Genomic DNA, 24,287 nt, shown 5'->3' on the forward strand with positions numbered 1-24,287 from the left:
TCCTCTTTCCTTTTCTTTAAATAAAAGGAAGACATCGCTTCCTCTGATATCGGTCAATCGGCACAAATCACGTCATACCTTTAAAACTGCAGATCCAATGTCACTTGTTTCTCAATTTCTTTTAAGAAATCTCTATCTTCTAAAACGGTAGTTGCTTTGTTTAATTCATCATACATTTCGATGTCTTTATCATGCTCAATAAAGTTTACTTGTCGACGAAATGCAAGATAAGCTGCTTTTGTGCCTTTGCCAAGTCCTGACTGATATCCTTTGATGTCTAATGCTTGGCAAGCCGCCATGATTTCAGTTGCAACGACCCGCCGAGAATTTTTGACGATTTCTAGAGCTGTTCGGGCAGCAGTTGTACCCATGCTAACAAAGTCTTCTTGATTTTCACAGGATGGTATTGAATCTACACTAGCTGGGTGTGCCAAGATTTTATTTTCTGAAACCAGAGATGCACATGCATATTGTGTGATCATAAAACCAGAGTTCAACCCCGGATGTTTCACCAAGAACGAAGGCAGATTACTTAATTGGTGATTCACCAATCGTTCTACTCTTCGTTCAGATACATTGCCAATCTCAGCGGCAGCAATACCCAAAAAATCAAATGGTTGCGCCAAAGGTTCTCCATGAAAATTCCCCCCGGAAATCACTTCACCATTTCTAGAAATGATTGGATTATCAGTAACTGAATTAATCTCAATTTCTACTTTTTCTTTTACATATGCAATCGAATCTTTACTAGCACCATGAATTTGCGGCATACAACGTAATGTGTAAGGATCTTGAACATGATCTGGTGTCGCTTCCGTAATATATTTACTATCTTCAATTAAACGACGAATATTACGAGCGGTTGCTAATTGCCCACTTTGCGGGCGAATCGTATGAAGGTCTTCTTTAAAAGGACTAGAAATTCCGTCATGAACTTCCAATGAGAGTGCTCCTGCAACATCTGAAAGTTTTAATAACTGAATAGCATCATACGTTGCCAATGCCCCAACCGCGTTCAAAACTGTTGTCCCATTGATAAAAGCTAATCCTTCTTTGGCACTTAATTGAATCATTTTCAATCCTGCTTTTTTCATTGCTTCTTTCCCAGAATACAACGTGCCCTTATAATAAGCCTTACCTAAACCTAGTAATGGTAAAACCATATGAGCTAATGGGGCTAGATCACCGGATGCTCCTAATGAGCCTTTCTCTGGAATGTAGGGATGGACACCTACGTTCAACATCGCTAACAATGCTTCTACAGTGCTTAAACGAATACCAGAATAGCCTTTAATCAACGAATTAATTCGAATCAGCATAATAGCTCGCACAATATCTTCCGAAAATGGCTCGCCGTAACCAGCAGAATGAGTACGAATCAAATTTTCTTGTAATTGCACAGTGTCTTCTTTTGAAATACTGACATTACAAAGAGAACCAAATCCCGTATTGACTCCATAAACAACGCGACGTTCCTCTACAATTTTATCAACAATCCTGCGCGACTCTTTCACTGCTTCTTTGGCACTTTCGGCTATTACACATTGACGATGGTTGCGTGCTACAGCCACTACGTCTTCTAAAGTTAGGCTAGCACCATCCAAAATAATCATTTCTTGACTAGGAATGGTATTCTGAGCTTCTTCTTTTATCAACATTTTCATCGTTTTATTCCCCACTTTTCTAATAAATTCCTTCCAAGTATCAGTTTCCACAAGTTTTCTAATTTACTTGCTTCGATTTATTATTGTTTAAGAGTAGATACAAAATGCTTGCTACTATAACTCCAATAACTCCAGCTATTAAATTGATCGGATTGGCCGCAGCGACCATCCAAATACTAACAACTATGGAGATAATTGGAATGACTGGACCAAACGGCAGCCGGAAAGCAGGCACATTTTCCATGTCTTTTTTTCTCAACCAAATAACTGCCAATGCAGTCGGAATGTACTGGAAGAAACGAAAGACTACGGACAGTTCCGCTAATTGTTCAAATGATCCGCTTAGTAGAAAAGCTATGGTTAGTAAACCAGAAAAAATAATAGCAACGATAGGTGCATTTTTATTATTTTTTTTAGCAATCACCTTAGGTAACAATCCTTCATCCGCGATTGAAGCTCCATATCGCGGAATCATCAGAGAATCTCCCATATTCAAGCCAGCAATTGAAATCAAGGCCCCGATTGAAATAATCCATTTCCCAGCTGGTCCAATCATTTCAACAAAAGCATCTTGAACTGGCGCATTGCTTTGTAAAATTCCCGTTCCAAGCATGGCAATCGTTCCCGCAATAATCATAAAATAAAGCAACGAAACAATACTTATGGATCCAATAATCGCTTTTGGCACATTTTTTTTGGCATTCCGCATTTCTCCAGCTACTACAGGTAAAGCTTCAAAACCAATAAAAGCATAAAAGACAGTGAGTGACGTTGAGGCCATGGCTTTAGATAAAGTCATGTCAGGATTCAATTGTAGAAACGGTGTAAAGTTTCCTTGATTGATTCCATTTTTGATGAAAAAAACTGCAATCAGTGTGAAGGCAATAATTGGAATCAATTTAGCTATTGTAATAACAACCGTAAAAATTTTTGAAGTCTTAATCCCCATACTATTAATCACAGATAAGAAAATAACCAAACAAATGCTAATCAATGTATTCTGTCCTTCTAACGCTGGAAAAGTTTGGATCAGAAGTTTCGCAAAACCTGCAGCCATTGCAGCCCACGCAATAATCGTCACAAACCACCCCAGAACACCAACATTAAATCCAATAAAATCGCCAAATGCTGTTTTCGAATATTGGAAAGCTCCGCCATTCTTATTGAAGTAACCCGCAACTTCGGCGAAGCAAACGGCCAACATCAAAACCAAGACCGCATCTAAAACCATTGCAACAAGAGAAGCAGGACCTAAATCTTGGTAAATGGTTCGGGGCAAAAGAAAAATTCCTGAACCAATTACTGCATTGATTCCGTATAGCGTCGCACCACCAAAGCTAAATTTTGCATTCTCATTTTTCGCTAGCTCTGCGGAGTCAATGTCTTTAATATCCGTTATCTCTGAAACCTCGACATCTTTTTGCATACTATTTCACCTCTTCTTTTTTTATTGTAAAACGTTTTCAATTACACGTTTTATTCTAGTAAGCAGTTCATGTTAGCTATTTTACAAGGAGAGTTCCCTCCACCTCCTTGTAAAATAGCTCTCAACTGCTAGAATAATCCGGTTATATTTCCTTTTTCATCAATATCAATTCTTTCAGCTGCTGGAGATTTTGGTAATCCCGGCATCGTCATAACAGCTCGTGTCAGCGCAACAATAAATCCTGCCCCGGCAGATACTTTGAGATTACGGATCATCACAGTAAAATCTTTTGGCGCTCCAAGTAGTGACGCATCATCTGAAAATGAGTATTGAGTTTTTGCCATACAAATTGGATAATTACCAAATCCAAGACGTTCCAATTCCTTTAATTCTTTTTTCGCACTTGGTGCCAATTCTACGCCTGCCCCACCGTATACTTTTTGGACGATTTTATTTAGTTTTTCTTCAATTGAATCATCCAAATCATAGACATAGCTAAAATGATTTGGCTCTTCTGCTAGTGCAACTACTTTTTCCGCCAACTCTTTACCGCCTGCACTTCCTTTCCCCCAAACATCAGATAGAACAACTGCAACGTCCATTTCTTTACAAGCTTTCTCTACCGCAGCTAATTCTGCAGCTGTATCTGTTGGAAATTTGTTAATAGCTACAACAACTGGCATCCCGTATACTTCTTTAATATTCTCTAAGTGTTTAGACAAGTTAGGTATTCCAGCAAATACTGCATCGACATTTTCTATTCCTAAATCGCTTTTCTTCACGCCACCGTGCATTTTTAACGCACGAATCGTTGCTACCAAAACAACCGCATCTGGTCGTAGATTAGCTAAACGACATTTGATATCTATAAATTTCTCAGCTCCCAAGTCAGCGCCAAAGCCGGCCTCTGTCACTGCATAATCGGCATACTTTAGCGCAAGTTTCGTTGCCAATACGCTGTTGCATCCATGTGCGATATTTGCAAATGGACCTCCGTGAATAAAAGCAGGGGCATGCTCCAATGTCTGTACAATATTTGGCTGAATTGCCTCTTTTAATAGGGCGGCCATTGCCCCTTCTGCTTTCAAATCCCCAGCAGTTACCGGCTCCCCATCGTAATTATATGCAACGATGATTTTTCTCAGCTTATTTTTTAAGTCAGCAATATCGTTAGCTAAGCATAGAATGGCCATAATTTCTGATGCAACTGTAATGTCATACCCATCCTCACGTGGCACGCCATTTACTCGTCCTTGAAGACCATTTACAATGTGACGCAATTGGCGATCATTCATATCTACCACACGTTTCCAAGTAATTCTGCGAGAATCAATTTGGAGAAGGTTCCCCTGATGAATATGATTATCTAATAGTGCCGCTAATAAATTATTGGCGGCACTAATTGCATGAAAATCACCGGTAAAATGTAAGTTGATGTCCTCCATTGGGACTACTTGAGCATGTCCACCACCAGCAGCACCACCTTTCACACCAAATACAGGACCTAATGAAGGCTCGCGTAATGCAATCACTGCTTTTTTCCCAATGGCTGTCAATGCATCGACGAGACCTACTGAAGTAGTGGTCTTTCCTTCTCCAGCAGGTGTAGGCGTAATTGCGGTCACTAGAATGAGCTTGCCATCCTCGTTGTCATCCAATGACTCAATATTATTGATCTTTGCTTTATATTTTCCATAAAGAGACAGATTTTCTTTAGCAATACCAATTGATTCAGCAATTTCTTCAATCGGCTTCATCACAACAGAATTTGCAATTTCAATATCTGATAAGACCATGTCCATAAACTTCCTTTCTATCTACCAATCTAAATGATTACAGCGATTCAAGTATTTGTTGATAGGTTGCATCAGCAATTTTGCTGCCTTCCTCAACTAGCGATTCCCCGGCTTTGCGGTATTGGCGAACAAACATTTCGTCTTTGATGCTTGCAAGGTTAATCAATACATTCAACCACGCACCTTGTAAAGCTGCCTTTAAATTCAAAGCAGCTACTCCCAAATCACTAGCAGCATTGGTATTTGATTTGCCAACCGCAGCCTGTGTGACTTTTAACGCATCCACAATTTTTTCCATCATAGAAAAAGGTGTAACAGCTGCTCCTTTTAAAGCACTCTGCATTGCTTCTCGGCGGGCTTTTTTTTCTTCTTCGGTTGTTTTTGGAAGTCCAAAAACAGCTGACACTTGATTAAAAGCTTCTGTATCTTCATCAATTGCCCTGAGTAAACCCTCTTGCAAAGATTTAGCTTTTTTTTTCAGTAATTCAATTTCGTCTTCGAACTCTGCATATTTTTTTTTGCCAATCGTGAGTTCTGTCACCATCTTTGTCAAAGCAATTCCCTGTGCGGCAGCTAATGCTGAAGCAGATCCCCCACCTGGTGCCGGTGTATCCGAACCTAAAACAGCAATGAAATCGTTTATTTGCATCTCAACGAGTTTCATGACAATCCCCCTATCAATTCAATAAATGATTTTCGAAAACTTGCTTATTATAATTGAACTCTTCAATCTGTAAATAATATTCAGCACAATCAATCAAGGCTTTTGCTGGCGTTAATCCGATTACTTCACTGCCAATAACCGACACACCATAACGTTTTGCTTCAAAGCGAATCGTTTCAAACACACGATACAGTGGTGTTTTCTCGAAGTTCACCATATTCATAGATACTTGAGCAATATTACGATCTTCAAGCATGACACCAATACCCTTGCAGTATTTCCATCCTCCAGAGGATCCGCGAACAATTTTAGCGATTTTATTGGCAATCTCAATATTATCTGTATCCAAATTCACATTGAATGCAACTAAAGGCATTCTGGCACCCACTGCTGTGACACCAGCGGTTGGATGAATTTTGCGTTCGCCATAATCTGGTTGCCATTCTTCTTCCAAAAGTTTTTCTGGCATTTTCTCAAATTGTCCTTTGCGGATCTTCGCTAAATTTTTACGTACGGGTGTAGTGGCTGAATCTTCATATAGAAAAATGGGAATCTGTAATTCTTCATTGATTCGTTGAGCTACTTTCTTAGAAATAGCAATGCACTCTTCCATGGTGACATCTTTGATCGGCACAAAAGGAACCACATCTGTTGCCCCCATACGAGGATGTTCTCCTTGATGCTTCGTCATATCAATATTTTCACTTGCAAACTTCACTAATTGAAATACTACTTCTTGGATTCCTTCTTCATCACCAACGAGTGTAAAAACACTACGATTATGAGATGTGTCAGAAGAATGATCCAACAATGTGACACCTTTAACATTCTTAGCGATCTCCACCAACCCATCAATAACCTTTTGATTTCTTCCATCACTGAAGTTCGGAATACATTCAATTAATTTTGTCATGGTCTATTGCTCCTTGTTTTTATTTTGAACTTTAGGTACGGCATAAATTTGTTCTTACTACATTAAAAAAAATCTATGAATAGCGTTATTTTTATTTCCACACCTCCTAATATACCAGTTTGTTTGTTACCGCTTTCATTCACCGAAATCAGCTTAACACTCTTTCAAATCGGTTGCAAACTCCGTAAAAAAAAGCTTTTCATAATTTTTTCATAATTAAAATTCTGTTTTTTTTTGGAAAATCCGCCTAATTGTCTTCCGCATTTTTTTGTCTTTTATTTTATTTGACCTTTTTTTGACTTTCTTTTTTAAACTGAAGGTAACCTATCGTTGCGCATTGAATAAAAAACAAGACAGACTTTATTTAATCTTTTTGATTTCTTTTACAAAGTACTTTTTTTGCTTGAATAGGTACACTCATAAACAAAAATTTGTAATCAACACATAAAAAATCTTCAAGTTTTATTTTTGACGTTTAATAGTCGGTGCCCTTCGTTTTTTATACATAAACATTAGAAAAAAATAATTATTATGCCGATAATTCTTTTGAACTTTTGGAAAATTATCAGCAAATAAAGAGGTGGAAACATGAAGAAAATTGTTTTGTTGATTGATTTTGGCAGCACATATACAAAATTAACTCTGGTCGATCCTAGCGCCATGGAAGTCCTTCATACAGCTCAGATTCCCACAAGTAGTCAAGAAGGGTTACAGTTGTGCTATACAGAAGGGAAAAAAGCATTACTTCAAACGTTAAAATTTTCTGATCAAGTAAAGATAGAAGAATATTTCTGTTCTTCCGCATGGGGAGGCTTTAAAATGATTGCCATTGGTTTAACTGAGAGTTTGACATTAGAAGCGGCGAAAAGAGCGGCTCTGGGGGCAGGCAGTCGTATTCTTCAAACTTTTTGTTATCGTTTGACACTGGACCAGCTTGAGGAAATAGAACAACAAAAGCCAGATGTTGTTTTGTTGACAGGAGGGTGTAATGGTGGAAATCAAGAAATCATCCGTCACAATGCCCGTCTTCTTGCTCAGCTTTCTACAGAGATTGCATTGATTGTAGCTGGCAACGAAGACAGCTATGGAGAATTATCTAAGCTCTTGCAAGATCGAAATAATACTTACTTTACCGAAAACGTGATGCCTGATGTTAATAAGCTGAATCCTATTCCGGTTAGAAAAATTGCCCAAAAAGTTTTCTTAGAAAAAATTGTTCATTCAAAAGGGATCCATCAAGTTGCAGCTCACGCAAGTGCCCCCATCATCCCCACCCCTAAAGCTGTATTAGCTGCAGCCAAGCTATTAAAAGAAGGGACACAAGCTTCGAAAGGTTTTGGGAATTTAGTCGTTGTTGACATTGGGGGAGCGACAACAGATATTCATTCTGTTGGAGATGGTTTACCCCAAGCAGAAAATGTTTACTTTGAAGGATTGGAAGAACCCTATTTGAAGCGTACCGTAGAAGGTGATCTCGGTATGCGTTCTTCTGCAGTAAGCTTGCTAAGGTGCATTGTAGAAGATTCCAATCGAATCAGGGCATTGTCTTCTTGGAAATTTACGACCCTTCAAGCTGCTTGCTATTATAGATGTAGTCATCCAACATATGTACCAAAGACACGAGAAGAATGCCTAATTGATCAATTTTTAGCTCAATCGGCAACGGCTATCGCTTTAGAGAGACATGCTGGAAAGATAAGAAAAGAATATACGCCAAATCGTACAATCTACTACCAGCATGGAAAAGATCTTCGAAATTTCCAAACAATCATTGGTACTGGTGGCGTTATCATTCATAGTCAATCTCCTAAAAAAATAGTTAAACCTGACATCAAGGGCATGTCTAATACTTTGCTACCAGTAGATCCGCAAATTCTTATTGACCAAGACTACCTTTTATCTGCAATGGGACTTTTAAGTCAAAACTATCCCGAAGCAGCATTGAACATTCTAAAGAAGAAACTTTATCGACTCAACCCTTAGTTGTGAAAAGAAGCTGTGACAAAAGTTTTGTCACAGCTTCTTCTGAATAAGCGGTTAGTAATAGCTTTTTCGGAAATTCCTTCTCATTTCTTGAAACTGATCACATCTGTCACAGCCTCAGATATCAATCTTATAGATTTACATGAAAGAATTCTTTTAAAACTTGCAACTCATAGCGGTCTCGGTATTGACTAAGGTTGTCCATTGCTTTTGTCAAATAGTACGATAAATCTTCTTCAACCAAATGATTTAATTGTAGATTTGCATGCCTCTCATTTAGACACTTTTCTTTTACCAGTGCTTTGATAAAATAAACGAGACCACTATCACGCGGATTAGCTAGTTGATTTTGGTAACAGCTTGTCTTTTCAATAAACTCTATCACTTTTCCATAATCTTTTTTGTGAAGGTAAATTAATGTTAAATAAGCATTTAACTGAACCCTTTTCCATAATGAAGTAGTAACTTCAAAATATTCATTTGCCTTGAGAAAATAGGTTTCCGCTTGATCATAATCTTTTTTTGCATACAGTGTAATTCCCATATCAACATAAAAAATAGCCAAGCTCGTCACCAAATTATTTCCTTCACACAAATTGATGGCTTTTTGTTGCAGTTTGATAGACTGCTCATAGTTAGACCGCAAACGCTGGATTTCTGCTAGATAATCATACGCGGCAGCAATATTGCTGTTATACTTTTCGTCAAAACGGTTGGCAATATTAAAAATTGTAATCGATTCTTGGATGTACGATTCTGCTTGATCCAAATCACCGATCATCAGATGATACAAACCTTTCAATCGCAATAAAATACCGATAGATTCGTTGTTATTGGCAGTAATTGCTACATCCATTGCCAAATCGATATAATGTGCCATGTCCGTCGCATTATCAGTTTGAATATAGTAATAAATCATTTGGCGATACCCTCGCAATAAATAGGTTGTTAGATGAAAGTCTTTCGCTTTTACGATTACTCGCTGAATATTTTCAATTCCTCGATTATAGTCCCCGGAATTGATGAAAAAGCGACCTTCTAGATAAAGAAATCTGACGAGCAACAACTGATAAGTACTATCTTCTGCATACTGTCCTTCAATTTCTTTAAGTCTTGCACCTATCTCTTTGAATTTTTCTAATTCATTTGGGTCTTCTCTTCTGACCGATTCACGTGATGCCAAATGTTCTTGATGATAGATTGGAAAGAGTTCATGTTGAATACGTAAAAATAATTGATGATGAGAAAGTTCATAATCTAAGGACTTAAGTTCTTGATGCGCCTGACGATAGTGATACCCGATTGCTGCCAATAATTCGCTATCGTTTTTTGCTTCATTTAACTTTTGCTCTAATAAAACAGCAATTTTTTCATGTATCACACGTAATTTCATATCTGATTGTTTTGCATAAATAAATTGTTTCATCTTATTATGTTTAAAACTAAAGCATACTTCATCGAGATAAATATTCTCATTGATCAATCCTTGCTTGATTAAATTATCGAGCGCTTTATAAACCTCTGCTTTTTGACCATCGACTAACTCAATTAGTACACTCATAAATGCTAATTTCTGAAAGAAAGAAATCAAGTCAATCAATTCCACTTCTACAGGCAATAAGTTTACAAACTGTAGACTAAGCTTATCCTTTATGTTTTGCGTTAATCTTTCCAATGTGTTGCTCTCTTCCAATTGATTTAAGTACTCACTAATGTACAGAGGAACACCTTCTGATTCTCTCATAATAAAATCTATTGTAGATGTTTGGAACGTATGATTAGGCAATTGTTTCTCACAAAAAGCCCTGACCTCAAAATCTTGAAATGGAAGTAATTTCAATGTGATAATTTTTTCATAGCGGCGAACGCTTACGATAAAGTCTTGTATTTCCTTGCGAAAGCTTGATTGCAATGTCATGATAAAAATGATATCCCGATGGGGGTTATGCAGAATTAAACTCGTTAATAGCCTAATACTGGTTCGATCCATCCATTGTAAGTTTTCAATAAAAATGACAACAGGAGTTATTTTCCCCAACTGTTGCAAAGCTTCCGATATGCATTGTGCCAAAAAATTTAACTCAACAGAATCAATGGACCGAAGTACGCGTTGTGCTATTAAATCATTAAAAAATGGAAATTGTTGACTAAATGTTTGTTGCCATTGACTAACTTCAGCTAGCTTTTCTCTTTGCAATAAATGGATGATCTGTTGCAGTAGTTCACGCCATGGACGCAAGCAATGCTCTTGTTCCGTTTTATAACAAGTCACTTTGAATAGCTCATAAGGATATTGAATATTTTCTATGACTAATTGACACAGTGAAGACTTTCCCACACCTAAATCTCCGGTAACTAAGACCGATTGAAATGGCTTTTTTTGTTTTAAATTCGCCAAATTCAACTCCAAGCGCTCCACTTCAGTCGGTCATTTTTTGCGGACAGTTCAATACATGCCCTTCGGTTCCTCTCCCTACTCCTGCGTTTGCTCTCGTTTGATTTCTCCCTCTGTATCCTCTTAGCACAAGCGGGACAATACTTTGATATTCCAGAGCTGGGGACGTATTCAACACCGCACACCGTACAATTTTTAGGCTTTAACGCCGTCCACCGCTTTGTGGGTGTGATATGTAATTCACCGACAAAGCCGATGAATTTATAGTAAATCTTGATTTCCTGCCTTACTGTCCCGTCCGCAAGTTTCTCACGTTCCGAAACAAGTATCTTGTCTATGAGTGCGTTTATGATGGTTGCGTCCAACTCTTTCAGCCCCTGATAGTTGCGGATTAGGGATAGAAAGTCCCTCACGCCCTGCGATTTCTCATAGCTGTCATTGAGCGTTTCCGTTACCTCTTTCAGCCGTGCTTCAATTTCAAGCTGCTCTTTCTGGTATTTCCCCGACATCATCTCAAAATTCCGCTCCGTGATACGCTCCATTACCTTGTCCTCATAGAGAGAGGAAAACAGCCTGTCAAGCTCCGCAAGGCGTTTGTTCAGCTTCTTCTTTTCTTTCTCTAATGATTTCGCCCTGCTCTGGTCTGTTTCCGTGAGCCGCCTTTCTATGGCTCTGACCGCCTTTTCATCATTGACCGCCATATCCGCAAAGCGGTTGATGTCGGCAAGGACGGCATTGAATAAGTCCCTCGCTTCAATGCTGTGTGCGGTACACATAACATTGCCATATCTGCCATAATTATTGCAGGTGTATTGTACGCAGTCGATGATGTCGGGGCGTTTCCTCCTGTTGGCACTCGCCGCCCGCATCGCATAGCCGCAGTCCGCACACTTGATAACGCCCGAAAAGATATTCTCAAATCCCCCTGCGTTCTGCTCCCGCCTGCGGCTCGTCATAAGCTGCTGTACGGTGTCAAATTCCTCCTGCGTGACTATCCCCTCATGGGTGTCTGGTATCACTTCCCATTCTTCGGGCAGCTTAGAGGGGCGTTTCTTGCTTTTCATGTTGGCTGCAATCCGCTTGTAGCCTGCAAGGTTGCCCGCATATATCGGGCTTCTTAAAATGCCCCTCACGCTGTTCTCGCTCCAAATATAACGGTTTTCCTCGTTATCCTCAAAGTACCGCTCATAGCCTGTTGCCCCTTGCTCCACCGCATAAGCGGCAGGGCGTAGGATATGCTGTTTGTTGATGTGCTTGCGGATTTTGGCGATGCCGTTGCCCGCTAACGCAAGGTCGAATATCTCCCTTACCACATGGGCAACTTTGTCATCTATCAGCAGATGGTTGTGGTCGGCAGGGTCTTTGACATAGCCATAAGGGGCTGTTGTTCCCATGAATTTCCCCTGCTGAAACCTCGCACGGTACGCCGATTTTATCTTGACTGACACATCGGCAGAATACATTTCGTTTAGGATGTTGCGGAAAGGCGTGATGTCCATAGCGGATTTGTTTAAGGTGTCCACGCCGTCATTGACCGCTATATACCTCACGTTATGCTCTGGGAAAAAGACTTCCAGATATAACCCACAATCAAGATAGTTCCTCCCCAGACGGGATAAATCTTTTGTAATCACGCAGTTTATCAGCCCGTTTTCAATGTCCTTAATCATATTCTGGAAACTTGGTCTTTGGAAATTTGTTCCAGAGTAGCCATCGTCAACATACGTTTTTGCTAAATGCCATCCCTGCCTTTTCACATAATCCGTGAGGATGGATTTTTGTGTCGCAATGCTCGCACTCTCGTTATCCGTGCCATCGTCCTTTGATAAGCGGCAGTAAATGCCGACTTCATAAATCTTGTTCTCCGTTCTTATTCCTGCCATACTGTAAAACCTCCATATCTGTCCTAACGTTTTCATGTTCCATTGCGTACATTCTAAGCGGACAGCCCCTCATTGTCGAAGGTGTCGCCCTCGGCAATCTTCTTCCGAATATCCTCGGAGATAATCGGGACAAACGCTTCTGCAACGGTCTGTGTGCCGATATATTCTCGACTGATAATCATTTGTACTTGCCCTTTTGGCACAATACGCTTTCTTCTTCCAGTTGTTTTCCTATCCTCGCCCATACTTAAATCTTCCTTTCCAGACAGGGCAGGAGAACGTCTGGAAACGCCCCGCCCTGTCAATCAGATACCATCAATCCCCGCTGTTTACTTCTTTCTGTAATGCTTCAAGGAGTGCCGCTGCTTCATCAGCGTTCAACGTGATACCCTTTCCGCACTTCTCACGGTTCGGGGAAAAGCTGCGGATGTCATATTTCGGCTCTCTCCCGTTCCATGAAATAAGATTGATTTCCTTTGTGTAGCCGCTGTCACTCGCAGACAATACGGCGATTTCCTTTACAATCTCATACTGGATTTCTTTCATTCCTTACCTCATTCTCCTTAAAATTCTGTCTTTCTTCTGTTCCAAATTCCTGCATTTACTTCCCGAAAAAAGAAGGTTAGCGGCTGTCCCTGCTCCGTTTTCTCTGCAACTCACGTTCCAGAAGTCGGATGATGGTTTCCTCCATCTGCTTCGGCGTTGTGTCCTTCGGAAAGTATTTTTTCAGTTTGCTTGTGTTGATTTTCAAGGTTTCTTTCTGGTTTCCCTTTTCCTCCGTCATAATGGAAAATATCATATCCATGTCAAGCTGCCCGCTCTGGCTCATGCTTTTCATCCGCTGTGCCTGTGAGAGTGAGGGCGTTGCTTCTTCGCTCTCCATCGTGGCAAAGAGATTTTCCTGCTCGTCTTTCTTCAAAAAGGACAGTTCCACCGCAGGTGTGAGGGCGATTTTCCCCTCGTCCACCATCTGCAAAATCGGCGGTATCAGTTCCGTCAGGCGGATAAAACGCTGGACGGTCATCCTGCCCACGCCGAAGCCCTGTGCCACTTTGTCGTCCGTCCGCAACTTCGTCACAACTTGTGACGAGGTTAAGTCTGTGCGGAAACCCTGCCGCTTCATGGCTTCGGATTTCATCCTGTAGGCAAACGCCCGCTCCGATGGCAGGATATTTTCACGCTGTAAATTACTGTCTACAAGGGTGATGATGGCTCGGTCACGGTCTAAGGGCAGGACAAATGCAGGCACGGTATTTATACCTGCAAGTTCGGACGCACGGACACGCCGCTGCCCCGCAATCACTTCATAACCGTTCCCGTCCTCTTTCGGGCGTGTGATTATCGGCGTGACAATGCCAAATTCCTTGATGCTTTCCGCTAACTCTGACAGCGTTTCATCCTCCACAACATGAAACGGATTGTCGGGAAACGGGTATAAATCTTTGGTCTTTAACACCTTAAAATCCTGTTTCTTCATTCACTTTTTACCTTTCTCTTGATTTGTTTCTGCCTGTTCTCTGTAATTCTTCCAACACTTCTGGCGGTATCTTTGAGAGCAGCCGCCCCATCTGCTCGTTGGTTCTCTGCAATTCAAATATCCTCTGGTTGGCTTTCTGCACCTTTAATTCCTGCTCGTACTTTTCATCACGCATACGCCCTGCATAGTCGGCTTCCTGCCCGATTTGCTCCTTTAAGCTGTCGATATACGCCTGCTGTCTGCCGATTTCCTTAGAGAATTTCTCCACTTCGGGCAGCCATGCGGCAACCAGTTCCAGAGCCTTGTCACGCTTTTTCCCTGCGTTAAAGGCGTTGATGTCGGACAGGGCAGACACGATTTCCCCATACTGCTTATCAAGCCTGCCGCCCAACTTATAGAGCCATGTGGGGACGTGTTTCCGCTTGGTTTCCATCGAAGATTGACCTCTCTCAAGCTGATTCCAACGTGAGGACATCCGCTCATGGTAGGCGGTCTGCCACTCCGACAGGCTCTTTTGATTGCCTAAAATTGTTTTGGCGGACAGCTTATTGTCTGGTGTAATCGGCACAAAGCAGAGGTGCATATGGGGCGTTCTCTCGTCCATGTGGACGACTGCGGAGAGGATATTCTGCTCCCCGACACGCTCCGAAATGAAATCCAGAGCCATCGTAAAATACGCTTTCTGTTCTTCGGGCGGTAACTGGTTCATAAATTCTGGTGAAGCCGTGATGAGCGTTTCCACCATCATCACGCTGTCTTTCCTTGTCCTGCACCCTGCTTCGGCTACCTTTCGGTTAATCTCTTTCTTATAGGTGTACTTTGGCGGTGCGACAAGATGATAGTTATTTTTAGAGCGTTCCATGTCGATATCTGGGTTGCTTTTGTAGGCTTCTTTCTTCCGCTCGTTGTGGCGTTCGCAAGCCGCAACGCCGCCCGCTTTGCGTTTCTGGAAACGCAGGATTGCATAGGGCATAATCCATCATCTTCCTTTCTTCGGCGGGTAACTGCCCTTTGGGTGACAGCGGTGACGGTGGTGACGGCAGTTTTGGGATGCCCCCTGCCGATTGCCGTAACTGTCACCCTTATCCCCTGCATGACGGTCATGACGATGGTGACGGTGTTTTTGGGATACTCCCTCGCAAGAGCTGTAACCGTCATGCCGCCGTTCTTTTATCCGAAGCCGCAAGGCGTAGGATAGCAGGGCGTAAGACCTGCCATAAGGGAGTCCAGAGGGAACGTCTGGCACACGGCTCTTTGCAGGGCAAAGTGTAGTGTGTTACACCCTGTAAACGCAGTCGGAAAAATCGGAGAGATTTTTCTGACCGCAGGGGTGATTTTACACGCCCGAAAAGGGCGGGTGAATCCCACGCCTGCATTTTGCGTTTGCGGGGTGTTCTCCCGTAGGGATGACAGCGGCAGGGTATCCTAAAATCACTGTCACTGCCGTCACCGCTGTCACCCGCAGGGCAGAGCCGCCAACTTTACATGGCTTTAAGCGTCAATGACAGTAACAGGGGGTATCCCAATATCGCTGTCACCGCTGTCACCCGCCCTCCTTGCAAGGGCAATCTGCCTGCCGTCTTTCCTGCGGCTGTACTGGTAGCAGATACGGTTCTCGCTTAAAAATGTGGTGTGATATTCATTCAGCCATTTCGTAATCACCGTGGGTATGGTTTCCGTTTCCCCCATAGCGGCTAACAGCTCCGTTGCCGTGCCTGCCCATTCTTCCTTATCCCTCATAAAATCCACCAACCGAAAAAGGACATCTGGTATCGTTTCTTTCGCAAGCTGCTCCTGCGTTTTCCTCTCCACAAGTTCCCAACTGCAATCACGGAAACGGAGCGTGTATTCCTGATAGGGCGTGTCCCTGCCCGTTACATACAGCTTGGCGGTGTCAGATGCCCGTTTCTCCTTTTCCAGAACAAAGGTAGCGTCCGCACTCCCCGTTAAGCCTGTCGTCCCAGACACCTTGTTGAACACATCGCTGTCATTCTGCTTTCGGATGTGGTGTACGACAATGACCGCCAGAGAGTGCCTGTCGGCAAAATCTTTGATTAGGGAGATGTCCCCATAGTCGCTTGCATAGGCGTTGTCTTTTGAAGCTGTACGGACTTTCTGCAAGGTATCAATGACAATGAGCCTGCTGTCTGGATAGTCTTTCAGATAATCCTCAAGCTGCACGATAAGACCGTCTGACAGCTTGCAGCTTGCCACGGCAAAATGAAGCCGCCCGCTCGCTTCGTCCGTCAAACGGAACAGCCTGTCCTGTATGCGGCAGAACGTGTCCTCAAGGCAGAGGTAAAGCACATCGCCCTCCATTGTCGTCATGTCCCATAAGGGGATTCCCTGCGACACGCATAAGCACAGCTTCAGCATGAGCCAGCTCTTGCCTATCTTCTGTGAGCCGCAGAACAGCGACAAGCCTGTGGGGATAAGGCTGTCCACCACAAAGGACGGCTTCTCAAGCGGCTCATAAAGGAGCGTTTCGGCGTTGACTGTCTGTAACTTCTGCATGGGTTTCCTCCTTTCGGGCAGTTATCTTGTTTTTGTTGCACATAGGCGTTGACCTCCTTAAAAATAGATTTACTCCCACGAAAAAAGTGAGAGTATGTAATACCGCCAATCCCACACAAATAAAAAACAGATTTCTTTTTCGGGCGGTGTCGGTCATGGTTGGAGATATTTCCTCATTTCCGCTTTTACTTTCTTCTTTGCAACAGCAACGGATTTCTGTATTGCAGAAGCGGTGCAATGCTCCATAGCGGCGATTTGGTAAAAATTGAACTCATACTCGTAGTAGAGCAGGAAACGTCGCCTTTGTATCTCTGGCAGTCTGTCAACCGCCTTACAGAGCAGTTCCGCCCGTTCTGCTTCAATCATTTGTTCCTCAATGCTCTTAGGCAGCTTTAACGCCCGCCTGTTCAGCGTTTCGTCCCATACTTCCGAAAACTCCCTGTGCCGCTCGTCCCATTGGAGAAGATTCCTGTTCCTGCGTTCCATCTGCCGAAATTCAAAGAATAACTGCTCGGATACTTCCAGTTCGTGGTGTTCCCCCTGCCCGTCCTTAAAACTGATAAAATACCTTATACCGCTTTCCGTGGATTCCTCCCGAAGCGTGTACGCCTTAGCTTTATATGCCATCCCGTTTTCCTCCTGCCAAAAATAAGCGGGGAGATTCCACTCCCCACCCAGTAGCCCGCAGAATAATGGGATGTATTAGACGCTTACAAAATTTTCCGAAGCTTCTTCCGCAGATGGTCTAACCTCGCATAGATGGCACCAGTCGTCAAATGCACAAGTGGGGCAATCTCCTTTGTGGAATACCCCTGCATTTTCAGCAGGACGATTTTCAAGGTACGCCCGTCCACCGTGACTAATACTTGATAGAGATTTTCGCTCTCAATCTCGTCCAGTAACTCCGCAACTGTATTCACCTCCGCTTGCCGCTCCCTGTCTGCCATGTCCTCAAGGTATTCCGCAACGTCATTCGTCCATCGGTAAAACCGCCTGTTGGAATTGAAGTCTGCCCTGTCCGCTATGCGTATCTGCTCAATGGTCACTTCATCAACGCCGCACTCACGCAGCAGCTTTTCCTCCGCTTCTTTCCAGATACGCCATTTCCTGTCCTCCCGTCCGTGGTTGTATGCCATTCTTTCTTCCTCCAATCAGAATTGATTGAGAGGGCAGAGAAAAGCCCCCTCATTTTCCCAAAGGAAAAAACAAGGGGGCTGAACGCCTTAAATTTTAATTTTCTATTATCTTTCTTAGTTTTCTTAGGATTCTGGCTTTGCGTTTGTTCACAACGCTCTGGGTTATGCCTAACCTCGCCCCGACTTCACGCTCGGAAAGTCCGTCAAAAAAGATTGCCTGTATCAACTCCTGCTCACTATCCGACAACAAAGGCAGGGCGGCTTTCAGCCTGTCCACCATAACAGCATTGACAACGGTTTCCGCAATGTCCGCCGCTTCATCAGCGATAAAGTCCAGAGGATTCCCCTCGCTGTCCGTAAATCCGTCCAGAGATAGCAGGCTGTTCCTCGCATCTAATTTTTGCAGGTAACGCCACCGCTCCCTGTCACGGTAGAAGTCCGCATATTGCTCCCTTACGACTTCAAGCAGACAACCTTGGACGGGGATAAACAGCTTGTCCATATATCCCTTGTCGGCTTGCCTGCGGCGGCAGAAATCCGTATAGGACAGTTCCACATAGCCGCCGCTTTCTTTGATATATACTTTTCTTGGTGCGTATTTCACCGCTAATACCTCCAATCTGAATTTTTGAAATGTAAAAATCCAGATGGAGAGGCGGGGAGCGGCAACGCACACCAGAAACAGCCCTGCGGCACTTTCCAACAAAAAACGACAAAAGAAAAACCGCAAAGGCTCTGTGACCTTCACGGTTATGGGAAATACAAATTCTGTTGTATGGAGATTGTACTTCCACTTTCAAGGTGAGAAGTACCGCTGCACTGGCAGAAATTTTTTTAACTGGTTTCCTGCCATTCTCTGATATGCTATGTATTGATAAATTTTACTTCGTATGAGCAGATGAATAACCGCCCGAAAAAAGAACATAAAAAAATCCCTCCAAATTTAAAAACAAATTCAGAGGGTAATTTAGGGTATAACAAAATAACCCACCCGAATATCGTTTTTTTTATTTGGTGAGTTTGTTCTTTCAAATACGAAACAAAAAGAGCCGATGATTCGTGAATTGTTCCACAATTTCATCGGCTCTGCGTCTTAAGCGTCTGGCTCTTTGATGACAGTTATCTTCAAGTTGTCAACTTTAATCAAGCTTTCTTGTCTGCATTTTGGACAATAAAGGGGATAATTCTCCAAAACAGTGTCCTTCCTAATTTTATTACGGGTTTTGCTCCCACAAACAGGACACAATATCCATTCGCATTTCATCATAATTAGTCTCTAATCCTTTCAAATCTCATTTTATATGACTTTTGCAAGCTGTTAAGCTAACTTGTGGAACATATGCCGAACCTTATCTATACGGCTATTCGGGCGGCGGGGTTGGCAAATAAATTTACCAATAGCTGGCTGGTATCCTTTTAACTCTGTCAAGCAGACTCCCTGCCCATTTGTGAAATAAGTTAAATCGTTCCTGTATTCTTGAATACATCTGGCAGGGATTTCTCCTTTCAGAATGACCTCGTCATTCTTTACCTGAGTACTTACAATATCTGCACAATACCTTGGGGCATCATGATACGCCCGTGAGAGATATTCCTGCGGTGCATAAATTTCAAAGTGGAGATATGGCTCTAATAGTTCTGTCCCTGCTTTTTTTAAAGCCTGCTCCAATACGATAGGGGAAAGCAGCCGAAAGTCTGCGGGGGTACTTACAGGACTATAATACAATCCATATTCAAAACAGATTTTACAGTCTGTCACTTTCCATCCATACAGCCCCTGCTCGCAGCCATAAAGAACCCCCTCCATAACCGCATTTTGGAACGATTGGTTTAAATATCCAAGTGAAACTCTGCTTTCATACTGCACTCCGCTTCCAATAGGGAGCGGCTCTATGGACAACCCGACAGAAGCCCAGAAAGGATTTGGCGGGACTTCTATGTGGATGGTATATTCTGCTTTTCTAAGCGGTCTTTCCATATATATAACAGTAGGCTCTTTTATTTCTGCCTCCACATGGTATTTTTCCTCAAGGATGGCACAAATGACTTCCATCTGCACATTCCCCAAAAAAGAAAGTATAATCTCATGCGTTGTAGTATCCACATAATATTTTAAAAGAGGGTCGCCATCTGAAATTTCTGTAAGTGCCCCAAGCAATATTTCCCGCTGTTCAGATTTCTTTACTGCAATCGTTGTTTGGAGCATAGGGAGAGGATTTTCAATAAATTTTCTCTGCGGCAACAGCATTTCGTTCCCCAAAATACTGTTTAGCTGCAAAACATCATTTGGTAAAATTACAATATCACCAGAGCAGGCTGTATCGGATGAATATAATTCACCGTTTGTCGGAACACACATCTCTGTGATTTTTATTTTCTCTTTTTCAGATATTTTAATAACATCCCTCAAATGCAATGTTCCGCTATATATACGCACATAAACAAAACGCCGCCTTTTCTCTGAATATTCAATCTTAAAAACCTGCCCGCATAGTTCAGATTGACCTTCAGGCGTTGATGAATAAAACTTACTGGCAATCACTTCTATAAGCTGCCGAATCCCCAGATTGTTTTTAGCACTTCCGTGATAAACGGGAAATAACGTTCCGTTTTGGAATCTCCTGTTTTCTTCCTGTTCCAGTTCTGACATTTTAAACGGTTTCCCTGACATATATTTCTCTAATAGTTCATCGTTTCCCATAATTACCGCATCCCACTGTTCCATATCGTCATTGTCCGTTACATTTATATGGGGATGCTGCCCAACCTTTTGCTTCACTATAATTTCCGAAGAAAGCTTTGCTTTCATTTCTTGATATACCATTGGCAAATCAATCCCCTCTTGGTCAATTTTATTGATGAAAAAAATTGTCGGAATCTTCATTGTCTGTAGTGCATGAAACAGTATACGGGTCTGTGCCTGTATGCCATCCTTTGCAGAAACTAATAATACTGCTCCGTCTAATACGGATAAAGAACGGTATACTTCCGCCAAAAAATCCATATGGCCTGGCGTATCTATAATGTTGACTTTTACATCCTCCCACTGAAAAGATGTCACTGCTGTCTGGATAGTGATTCCCCTTTGACGCTCCAAATTCATTGTATCTGTCCTTGTTGTGCCTTTATCTACGCTCCCTGGTTCTGCAATTGCACCACTGGTATACAATAAACTCTCCGTTAATGTTGTCTTTCCTGCGTCAACGTGAGCCAGAATGCCTAAGTTAATTATTTTCATGTGATTTTCCTCCTATCAACACCCAAAAAAGGGCATAAAAATACCCAGTGATAAATACTCCTATCACTGGGTAAATAACTCCAATAGCCCCAAAACACTTATATGTTTTCGGGCATATAAAATTACATGATAAAAGTATTCTTAAACTGGGTACAAAAAACTAAGCCCCATATTAAAAGTGAAACGGGACTGCTACTTTTTGTTCCCACTATCAAATTGACAGTTTATTTAAGAATACCTTGCCGCATATTTATTAACTCCTTGTATAATACTGAATCTAATTATATTCCTTAACCCTTTATTTGTCAAGCTGACAAACTAAAGCAGAAAAAGCGGCAGGATTTCCCCCTGCCACTAATCATCTGTTTATGCAAAAATAATTTCCTTTTCCACAATCTCCCTCGCACAAGCCCTTATGTTATTGAGGCATCCTGTCCATTCTAAGGCGTTTTCTGCCTTTAGCTGTTCCGTTATGCCCTGTGCCTGTTTCATACCCTCTATGAGCCTTTCAAAGCGTTCCTGTGCCTGTCTGTCAATGTCGGCAAGGTAAGCGTTAAGTCTGCCGCTTGTAAGAAGATTGGTGTATGTAACTTTGCAGTGATGCTTCAGATAATCCAAATGCCGCTGTCCCCAGATGCCTATCGGCTGTTCTTCTTCGGCGGGTACAGTTAAGCACGGTATTAAATAATCGCCTTGCCTTTCGTATTTGCCGCCCATTTCCTCAAAAATTGTCTTTGCCATTGTCTGTTACCTCCACATTCTTTTTTATTTTGAATGTCCGCAAAATCCGTCCTACATCATTGGATCGACCATAAAAGTGATTCGCGCGTTTTTTTTGACTTACTCGCTGTTTTTGATTGGCAATCTGTAATGTTCTTTGATAGAGCTGTTTTGTTTCTTCACTTGGTTCAATTCCTAATTCATCTCTAAGTGTCTCTGCCAATTCATAATAGGTTTCAATTGCTTTCCCATTGCGATGATTTTCAATATAAAATTGCATCAATAATTGATAATTGCGCTCATCAAATTCATCAATTGCAATTAATTTTCTGATATTTTTTTCTACATCGGCTACGGCATGAAATGAAATGTCTTCTGCAACCTTTTGATAGCAGCATTCTATAAATTGATGTTCATAGAGATTACGCATCTTAGTCAACCATGCATCAAACAGATCGGAATCTTTCAAATAAAATCCTTTTAAAAATTCATCCCGATAGTCTTCCAGATGAGCATAAGCATCCTTTTCAAAACGATACGTATCACTCTCAATGATTAAATCAGAATTAAACGTCAAAATAGATTTATTCGGTGAAACAATAAATTCCCCTCCCAACGAGCGATTTGCTTGATAAATTGTATTTCGCAAATTCTTCTTGGCACTTTTTTCATCTTTACTAGGCCATAAAATACCTGCTATTTCATCCCGACTAATTTGTTTGTTGATCACCATGTAATACAGCAAAGCATTGATTTTTGAAAAAGAAAAAATTTTTATGTTCCCATCCACTTTTATTGTTGGTGTTCCTAATAATTTAAACGACAATGTATGCTCCATCACTGCTCCTTCTTTCAGTTTTACTAATCTTTATTTTAAAACAACCAACCTAATAAAGATACCGCTTACAACACTGTCCATTATAACCTTCTAAACCTTCTAAACCTTTTATAAGAAAAACTCTCTAACTCTATCACTAGAATTGGAGAGTTCTCTGCAAAAAGATTTCTAACTATGCTGACGTTGCGAGACGACAAGATCTCCAGCCTTATATACATGTGTAACCAAATTAGTTGCAAAAAAATACAATGGAAAATCGATATTCGGTGCATCAAAAATAGTAATATCTGCCGATTTTCCTTTGTCTAGGCTTCCTACGCTCTTTGATCGACAAATAGAATACGCAGCATTAATCGTAACCGCATTAAAGACTTGAATTGGAGTAAGCTTTTGCATGAAGCAACCTAACTGCATAATAAACTGTAAATTTGCTGTTGGACAACTTCCAGGGTTACTATCTGTCGTTAATGTAATTGCCATACCCTTGTCGATCATTTTTCTTGCTGGTGCATACGTGTTTTCCATTAAGCTAAAGGTGGTTCCAGGCAGCAAATTCCCGATAACTTTGGCTTCGCTCAACTTTCTGATTCCTTCGTCAGTTATCATCATTAAGTGTTCAGCACTAACTGCACCTAACTGTGCAGCAATATCTACTCCCCCAATCGATGCAATTTCATCCGCGTGTATACGTAATTTAAATCCCATTTCTTTTGCGGCTTTTAACAATCGATAAGATTCTTCGGCAGAGAAAACCCCTTCTTCACAAAACACATCACAAAATTCTGCTAGTTTTTCTGCTTTTACTTTTGGGAGCATTTCATCAATGATTAAATCAATAAACTCATTAGAACGTCCCTGATACTCTGCTGGAATCGCATGAGCTCCCATAAAAGTAGAAACAATATCGATTGCATGCTCGTTATTCAATTTTTTTGCAACTTCCAATTGTTTTTTTTCTGTTTCCCAATTCAATCCATAGCCGCTTTTAGCCTCTACTGTTGTCACACCATGCATCAGCATTTTATCCAGCAGATCTGCGGATTTATTATACAGCGTGTCAAATGAAGCTTGTCTAGTCGCATTCATTGTACTTAAAATCCCACCACCATCAGCTAAAATCTCTAAGTAAGGCACACCATTTAATTTCTTGGCAAACTCATGCTCTCGGCTACCACCATATACGAGGTGTGTGTGACAATCAATTAATCCAGGTGTCGCTAGTTTCCCTGTGTAATCAATAATTTCCGTATGTTTATCAACCAAATCATTGTTTGGCTGTCCTTCCCCTACGTGCAAAATCTTTCCATCCTTGATAGCGATATAGCCTCCGTTGATGATTATCGCTTCACTCATCTGCTTTCCTCTCAATGGTGCACCCTGATCAATCGGACAAAAAATTTGACTAAAATTGTTTAAAATTTTTTCTGCTTTCATTATTCTTACTCCTCTACAAATTATTCATATTCTGAGTATAAAAAATCATAGTCTAACAGAAGTCAAACGACGCATCTCAACCATTCATAAAATTGGAATAAAATTATTTGTGCGGATAGACGTTTCGTTGACACCGCTTACATATACTGAGAATCGTAAGCCGATTAAGAATATTTTATTCATTCACCATTATTATACACTTGAGG

21 protein-coding genes are annotated in these 24,287 nt (G+C 41.5%); 1 reads left to right on the plus strand and 20 read right to left on the minus strand.

The features are described from left to right. Positions 1 to 80 precede the first annotated feature (80 nt). From hutH to ftcD, 5 genes are all read right to left on the minus strand, one after another. Positions 81 to 1,613 (minus strand): histidine ammonia-lyase, encoded by a 1,533-nt coding sequence (gene hutH / locus FE005_RS00535; RefSeq protein ID WP_138372177.1) that lies wholly within the window; start codon positions 1,611 to 1,613, stop codon positions 81 to 83. Between the two features lie 109 nt (positions 1,614 to 1,722). Continuing rightward, positions 1,723 to 3,090: an APC family permease gene (locus FE005_RS00540; protein ID WP_138371118.1), complete on the minus strand. Its 1,368-nt coding sequence runs from the start codon at positions 3,088 to 3,090 to the stop codon at positions 1,723 to 1,725. A 128-nt stretch (positions 3,091 to 3,218) separates the two neighbouring features. Next, positions 3,219 to 4,886 carry a formate--tetrahydrofolate ligase gene (locus FE005_RS00545; protein WP_138371119.1) on the minus strand — a complete coding sequence of 556 codons (1,668 nt, stop codon included), beginning with the start codon at positions 4,884 to 4,886 and terminating at the stop codon, positions 3,219 to 3,221. Positions 4,887 to 4,923: 37 nt separating this feature from the next. After that, positions 4,924 to 5,550, minus strand: a complete 627-nt coding sequence (locus FE005_RS00550; RefSeq protein ID WP_138371120.1) for a cyclodeaminase/cyclohydrolase family protein — start codon at positions 5,548 to 5,550, stop codon at positions 4,924 to 4,926. 13 nt (positions 5,551 to 5,563) lie between these two features. Then, positions 5,564 to 6,463, minus strand: coding sequence for a glutamate formimidoyltransferase (gene ftcD, locus FE005_RS00555; protein WP_003125723.1), 900 nt, complete (start codon positions 6,461 to 6,463; stop codon positions 5,564 to 5,566). A 588-nt stretch (positions 6,464 to 7,051) separates the two neighbouring features. On the opposite strand from ftcD, the gene glmL reads away from it, so the two are divergent. Beyond that, positions 7,052 to 8,446 carry a methylaspartate mutase accessory protein GlmL gene (glmL, locus tag FE005_RS00560; RefSeq protein WP_081131571.1) on the plus strand — a complete coding sequence of 465 codons (1,395 nt, stop codon included), beginning with the start codon at positions 7,052 to 7,054 and terminating at the stop codon, positions 8,444 to 8,446. A 130-nt stretch (positions 8,447 to 8,576) separates the two neighbouring features. Here glmL and FE005_RS00565 read toward each other — a convergent pair whose 3' ends face one another. The 15 genes from FE005_RS00565 to hutI form a co-directional block, all read right to left on the minus strand. Beyond that, complete coding sequence (locus FE005_RS00565; protein ID WP_254696991.1) at positions 8,577 to 10,850, minus strand: AAA family ATPase; 2,274 nt, start codon at positions 10,848 to 10,850, stop codon at positions 8,577 to 8,579. Beyond that, positions 10,847 to 12,724, minus strand: a complete 1,878-nt coding sequence (locus tag FE005_RS00570) for a recombinase family protein (RefSeq protein WP_138371121.1) — start codon at positions 12,722 to 12,724, stop codon at positions 10,847 to 10,849. The genes FE005_RS00565 and FE005_RS00570 overlap by 4 nt, the downstream gene beginning before the upstream one ends. Before the next feature lie 53 nt (positions 12,725 to 12,777). After that, positions 12,778 to 12,969, minus strand: coding sequence for a hypothetical protein (locus tag FE005_RS00575; protein ID WP_000503424.1), 192 nt, complete (start codon positions 12,967 to 12,969; stop codon positions 12,778 to 12,780). A 70-nt stretch (positions 12,970 to 13,039) separates the two neighbouring features. After that, positions 13,040 to 13,270: a YdbC family protein gene (locus tag FE005_RS00580; RefSeq protein ID WP_000659121.1), complete on the minus strand. Its 231-nt coding sequence runs from the start codon at positions 13,268 to 13,270 to the stop codon at positions 13,040 to 13,042. Positions 13,271 to 13,346: 76 nt separating this feature from the next. Further along, a complete protein-coding gene (locus tag FE005_RS00585; protein WP_000743701.1) occupies positions 13,347 to 14,201 on the minus strand; it encodes a ParB/RepB/Spo0J family partition protein in 855 nt (284 codons plus the stop codon). A 7-nt stretch (positions 14,202 to 14,208) separates the two neighbouring features. Then, a complete protein-coding gene (gene mobV / locus FE005_RS00590; RefSeq protein WP_001145977.1) occupies positions 14,209 to 15,174 on the minus strand; it encodes a MobV family relaxase in 966 nt (321 codons plus the stop codon). A gap of 518 nt (positions 15,175 to 15,692) precedes the next feature. Then, on the minus strand, positions 15,693 to 16,715 hold the full coding sequence (locus FE005_RS00595; protein ID WP_138371122.1) for an AAA family ATPase: 1,023 nt from the start codon (positions 16,713 to 16,715) through the stop codon (positions 15,693 to 15,695). Positions 16,716 to 16,868: 153 nt separating this feature from the next. After that, positions 16,869 to 17,342 carry a sigma factor-like helix-turn-helix DNA-binding protein gene (locus tag FE005_RS00600; RefSeq protein WP_000323521.1) on the minus strand — a complete coding sequence of 158 codons (474 nt, stop codon included), beginning with the start codon at positions 17,340 to 17,342 and terminating at the stop codon, positions 16,869 to 16,871. A gap of 83 nt (positions 17,343 to 17,425) precedes the next feature. Continuing rightward, positions 17,426 to 17,851 carry a sigma-70 family RNA polymerase sigma factor gene (locus FE005_RS00605; RefSeq protein WP_000323896.1) on the minus strand — a complete coding sequence of 142 codons (426 nt, stop codon included), beginning with the start codon at positions 17,849 to 17,851 and terminating at the stop codon, positions 17,426 to 17,428. Positions 17,852 to 17,945: 94 nt separating this feature from the next. Beyond that, positions 17,946 to 18,455, minus strand: a complete 510-nt coding sequence (locus FE005_RS00610; RefSeq protein WP_000872511.1) for a sigma-70 family RNA polymerase sigma factor — start codon at positions 18,453 to 18,455, stop codon at positions 17,946 to 17,948. A 489-nt stretch (positions 18,456 to 18,944) separates the two neighbouring features. Continuing rightward, on the minus strand, positions 18,945 to 19,118 hold the full coding sequence (locus FE005_RS00625; protein ID WP_011528024.1) for a cysteine-rich KTR domain-containing protein: 174 nt from the start codon (positions 19,116 to 19,118) through the stop codon (positions 18,945 to 18,947). Between the two features lie 51 nt (positions 19,119 to 19,169). Then, complete coding sequence (gene tet(O), locus FE005_RS00630) at positions 19,170 to 21,089, minus strand: tetracycline resistance ribosomal protection protein Tet(O) (protein WP_000691759.1); 1,920 nt, start codon at positions 21,087 to 21,089, stop codon at positions 19,170 to 19,172. Positions 21,090 to 21,455: 366 nt separating this feature from the next. Beyond that, complete coding sequence (locus tag FE005_RS00635) at positions 21,456 to 21,830, minus strand: TnpV protein (RefSeq protein ID WP_001140406.1); 375 nt, start codon at positions 21,828 to 21,830, stop codon at positions 21,456 to 21,458. Beyond that, the gene (locus FE005_RS00640; protein WP_217496822.1) at positions 21,811 to 22,647 is read right to left on the minus strand and encodes a BTAD domain-containing putative transcriptional regulator; all 837 of its coding nucleotides are present in this window, start codon (positions 22,645 to 22,647) and stop codon (positions 21,811 to 21,813) included. The genes FE005_RS00635 and FE005_RS00640 overlap by 20 nt, the downstream gene beginning before the upstream one ends. A 168-nt stretch (positions 22,648 to 22,815) precedes the next feature. After that, complete coding sequence (hutI, locus tag FE005_RS00645) at positions 22,816 to 24,081, minus strand: imidazolonepropionase (RefSeq protein ID WP_113849379.1); 1,266 nt, start codon at positions 24,079 to 24,081, stop codon at positions 22,816 to 22,818. Positions 24,082 to 24,287 lie beyond the last annotated feature (206 nt).

It is taken from the genome of Enterococcus sp. M190262, from assembly GCF_005843965.1.
Lineage (GTDB): Bacteria > Bacillota > Bacilli > Lactobacillales > Enterococcaceae > Enterococcus_D > Enterococcus_D gallinarum.

What these genes read in the sequence shown, in the direction of transcription:
- FE005_RS00570 (WP_138371121.1), bottom strand. Translation starts at nt 12,724, where the DNA reads ATGGCAGGAATAAGAACGGAGAACAAGATTTATGAAGTCGGCATTTAC.
- FE005_RS00550 (WP_138371120.1), bottom strand. Translation starts at nt 5,550, where the DNA reads ATGAAACTCGTTGAGATGCAAATAAACGATTTCATTGCTGTTTTAGGT.
- hutH (WP_138372177.1), bottom strand. Translation starts at nt 1,613, where the DNA reads ATGATTATTTTGGATGGTGCTAGCCTAACTTTAGAAGACGTAGTGGCT.
- FE005_RS00625 (WP_011528024.1), bottom strand. Translation starts at nt 19,118, where the DNA reads ATGATGAAATGCGAATGGATATTGTGTCCTGTTTGTGGGAGCAAAACC.
- FE005_RS00640 (WP_217496822.1), bottom strand. Translation starts at nt 22,647, where the DNA reads ATGGAGCATACATTGTCGTTTAAATTATTAGGAACACCAACAATAAAA.
- FE005_RS00580 (WP_000659121.1), bottom strand. Translation starts at nt 13,270, where the DNA reads ATGAAAGAAATCCAGTATGAGATTGTAAAGGAAATCGCCGTATTGTCT.
- FE005_RS00595 (WP_138371122.1), bottom strand. Translation starts at nt 16,715, where the DNA reads ATGCAGAAGTTACAGACAGTCAACGCCGAAACGCTCCTTTATGAGCCG.
- FE005_RS00575 (WP_000503424.1), bottom strand. Translation starts at nt 12,969, where the DNA reads ATGGGCGAGGATAGGAAAACAACTGGAAGAAGAAAGCGTATTGTGCCA.
- FE005_RS00635 (WP_001140406.1), bottom strand. Translation starts at nt 21,830, where the DNA reads ATGGCAAAGACAATTTTTGAGGAAATGGGCGGCAAATACGAAAGGCAA.
- FE005_RS00545 (WP_138371119.1), bottom strand. Translation starts at nt 4,886, where the DNA reads ATGGTCTTATCAGATATTGAAATTGCAAATTCTGTTGTGATGAAGCCG.
- FE005_RS00585 (WP_000743701.1), bottom strand. Translation starts at nt 14,201, where the DNA reads ATGAAGAAACAGGATTTTAAGGTGTTAAAGACCAAAGATTTATACCCG.
- ftcD (WP_003125723.1), bottom strand. Translation starts at nt 6,463, where the DNA reads ATGACAAAATTAATTGAATGTATTCCGAACTTCAGTGATGGAAGAAAT.
- hutI (WP_113849379.1), bottom strand. Translation starts at nt 24,081, where the DNA reads ATGAAAGCAGAAAAAATTTTAAACAATTTTAGTCAAATTTTTTGTCCG.
- FE005_RS00600 (WP_000323521.1), bottom strand. Translation starts at nt 17,342, where the DNA reads ATGGCATATAAAGCTAAGGCGTACACGCTTCGGGAGGAATCCACGGAA.
- mobV (WP_001145977.1), bottom strand. Translation starts at nt 15,174, where the DNA reads ATGCCCTATGCAATCCTGCGTTTCCAGAAACGCAAAGCGGGCGGCGTT.
- glmL (WP_081131571.1), top strand. Translation starts at nt 7,052, where the DNA reads ATGAAGAAAATTGTTTTGTTGATTGATTTTGGCAGCACATATACAAAA.
- FE005_RS00540 (WP_138371118.1), bottom strand. Translation starts at nt 3,090, where the DNA reads ATGCAAAAAGATGTCGAGGTTTCAGAGATAACGGATATTAAAGACATT.
- FE005_RS00605 (WP_000323896.1), bottom strand. Translation starts at nt 17,851, where the DNA reads ATGGCATACAACCACGGACGGGAGGACAGGAAATGGCGTATCTGGAAA.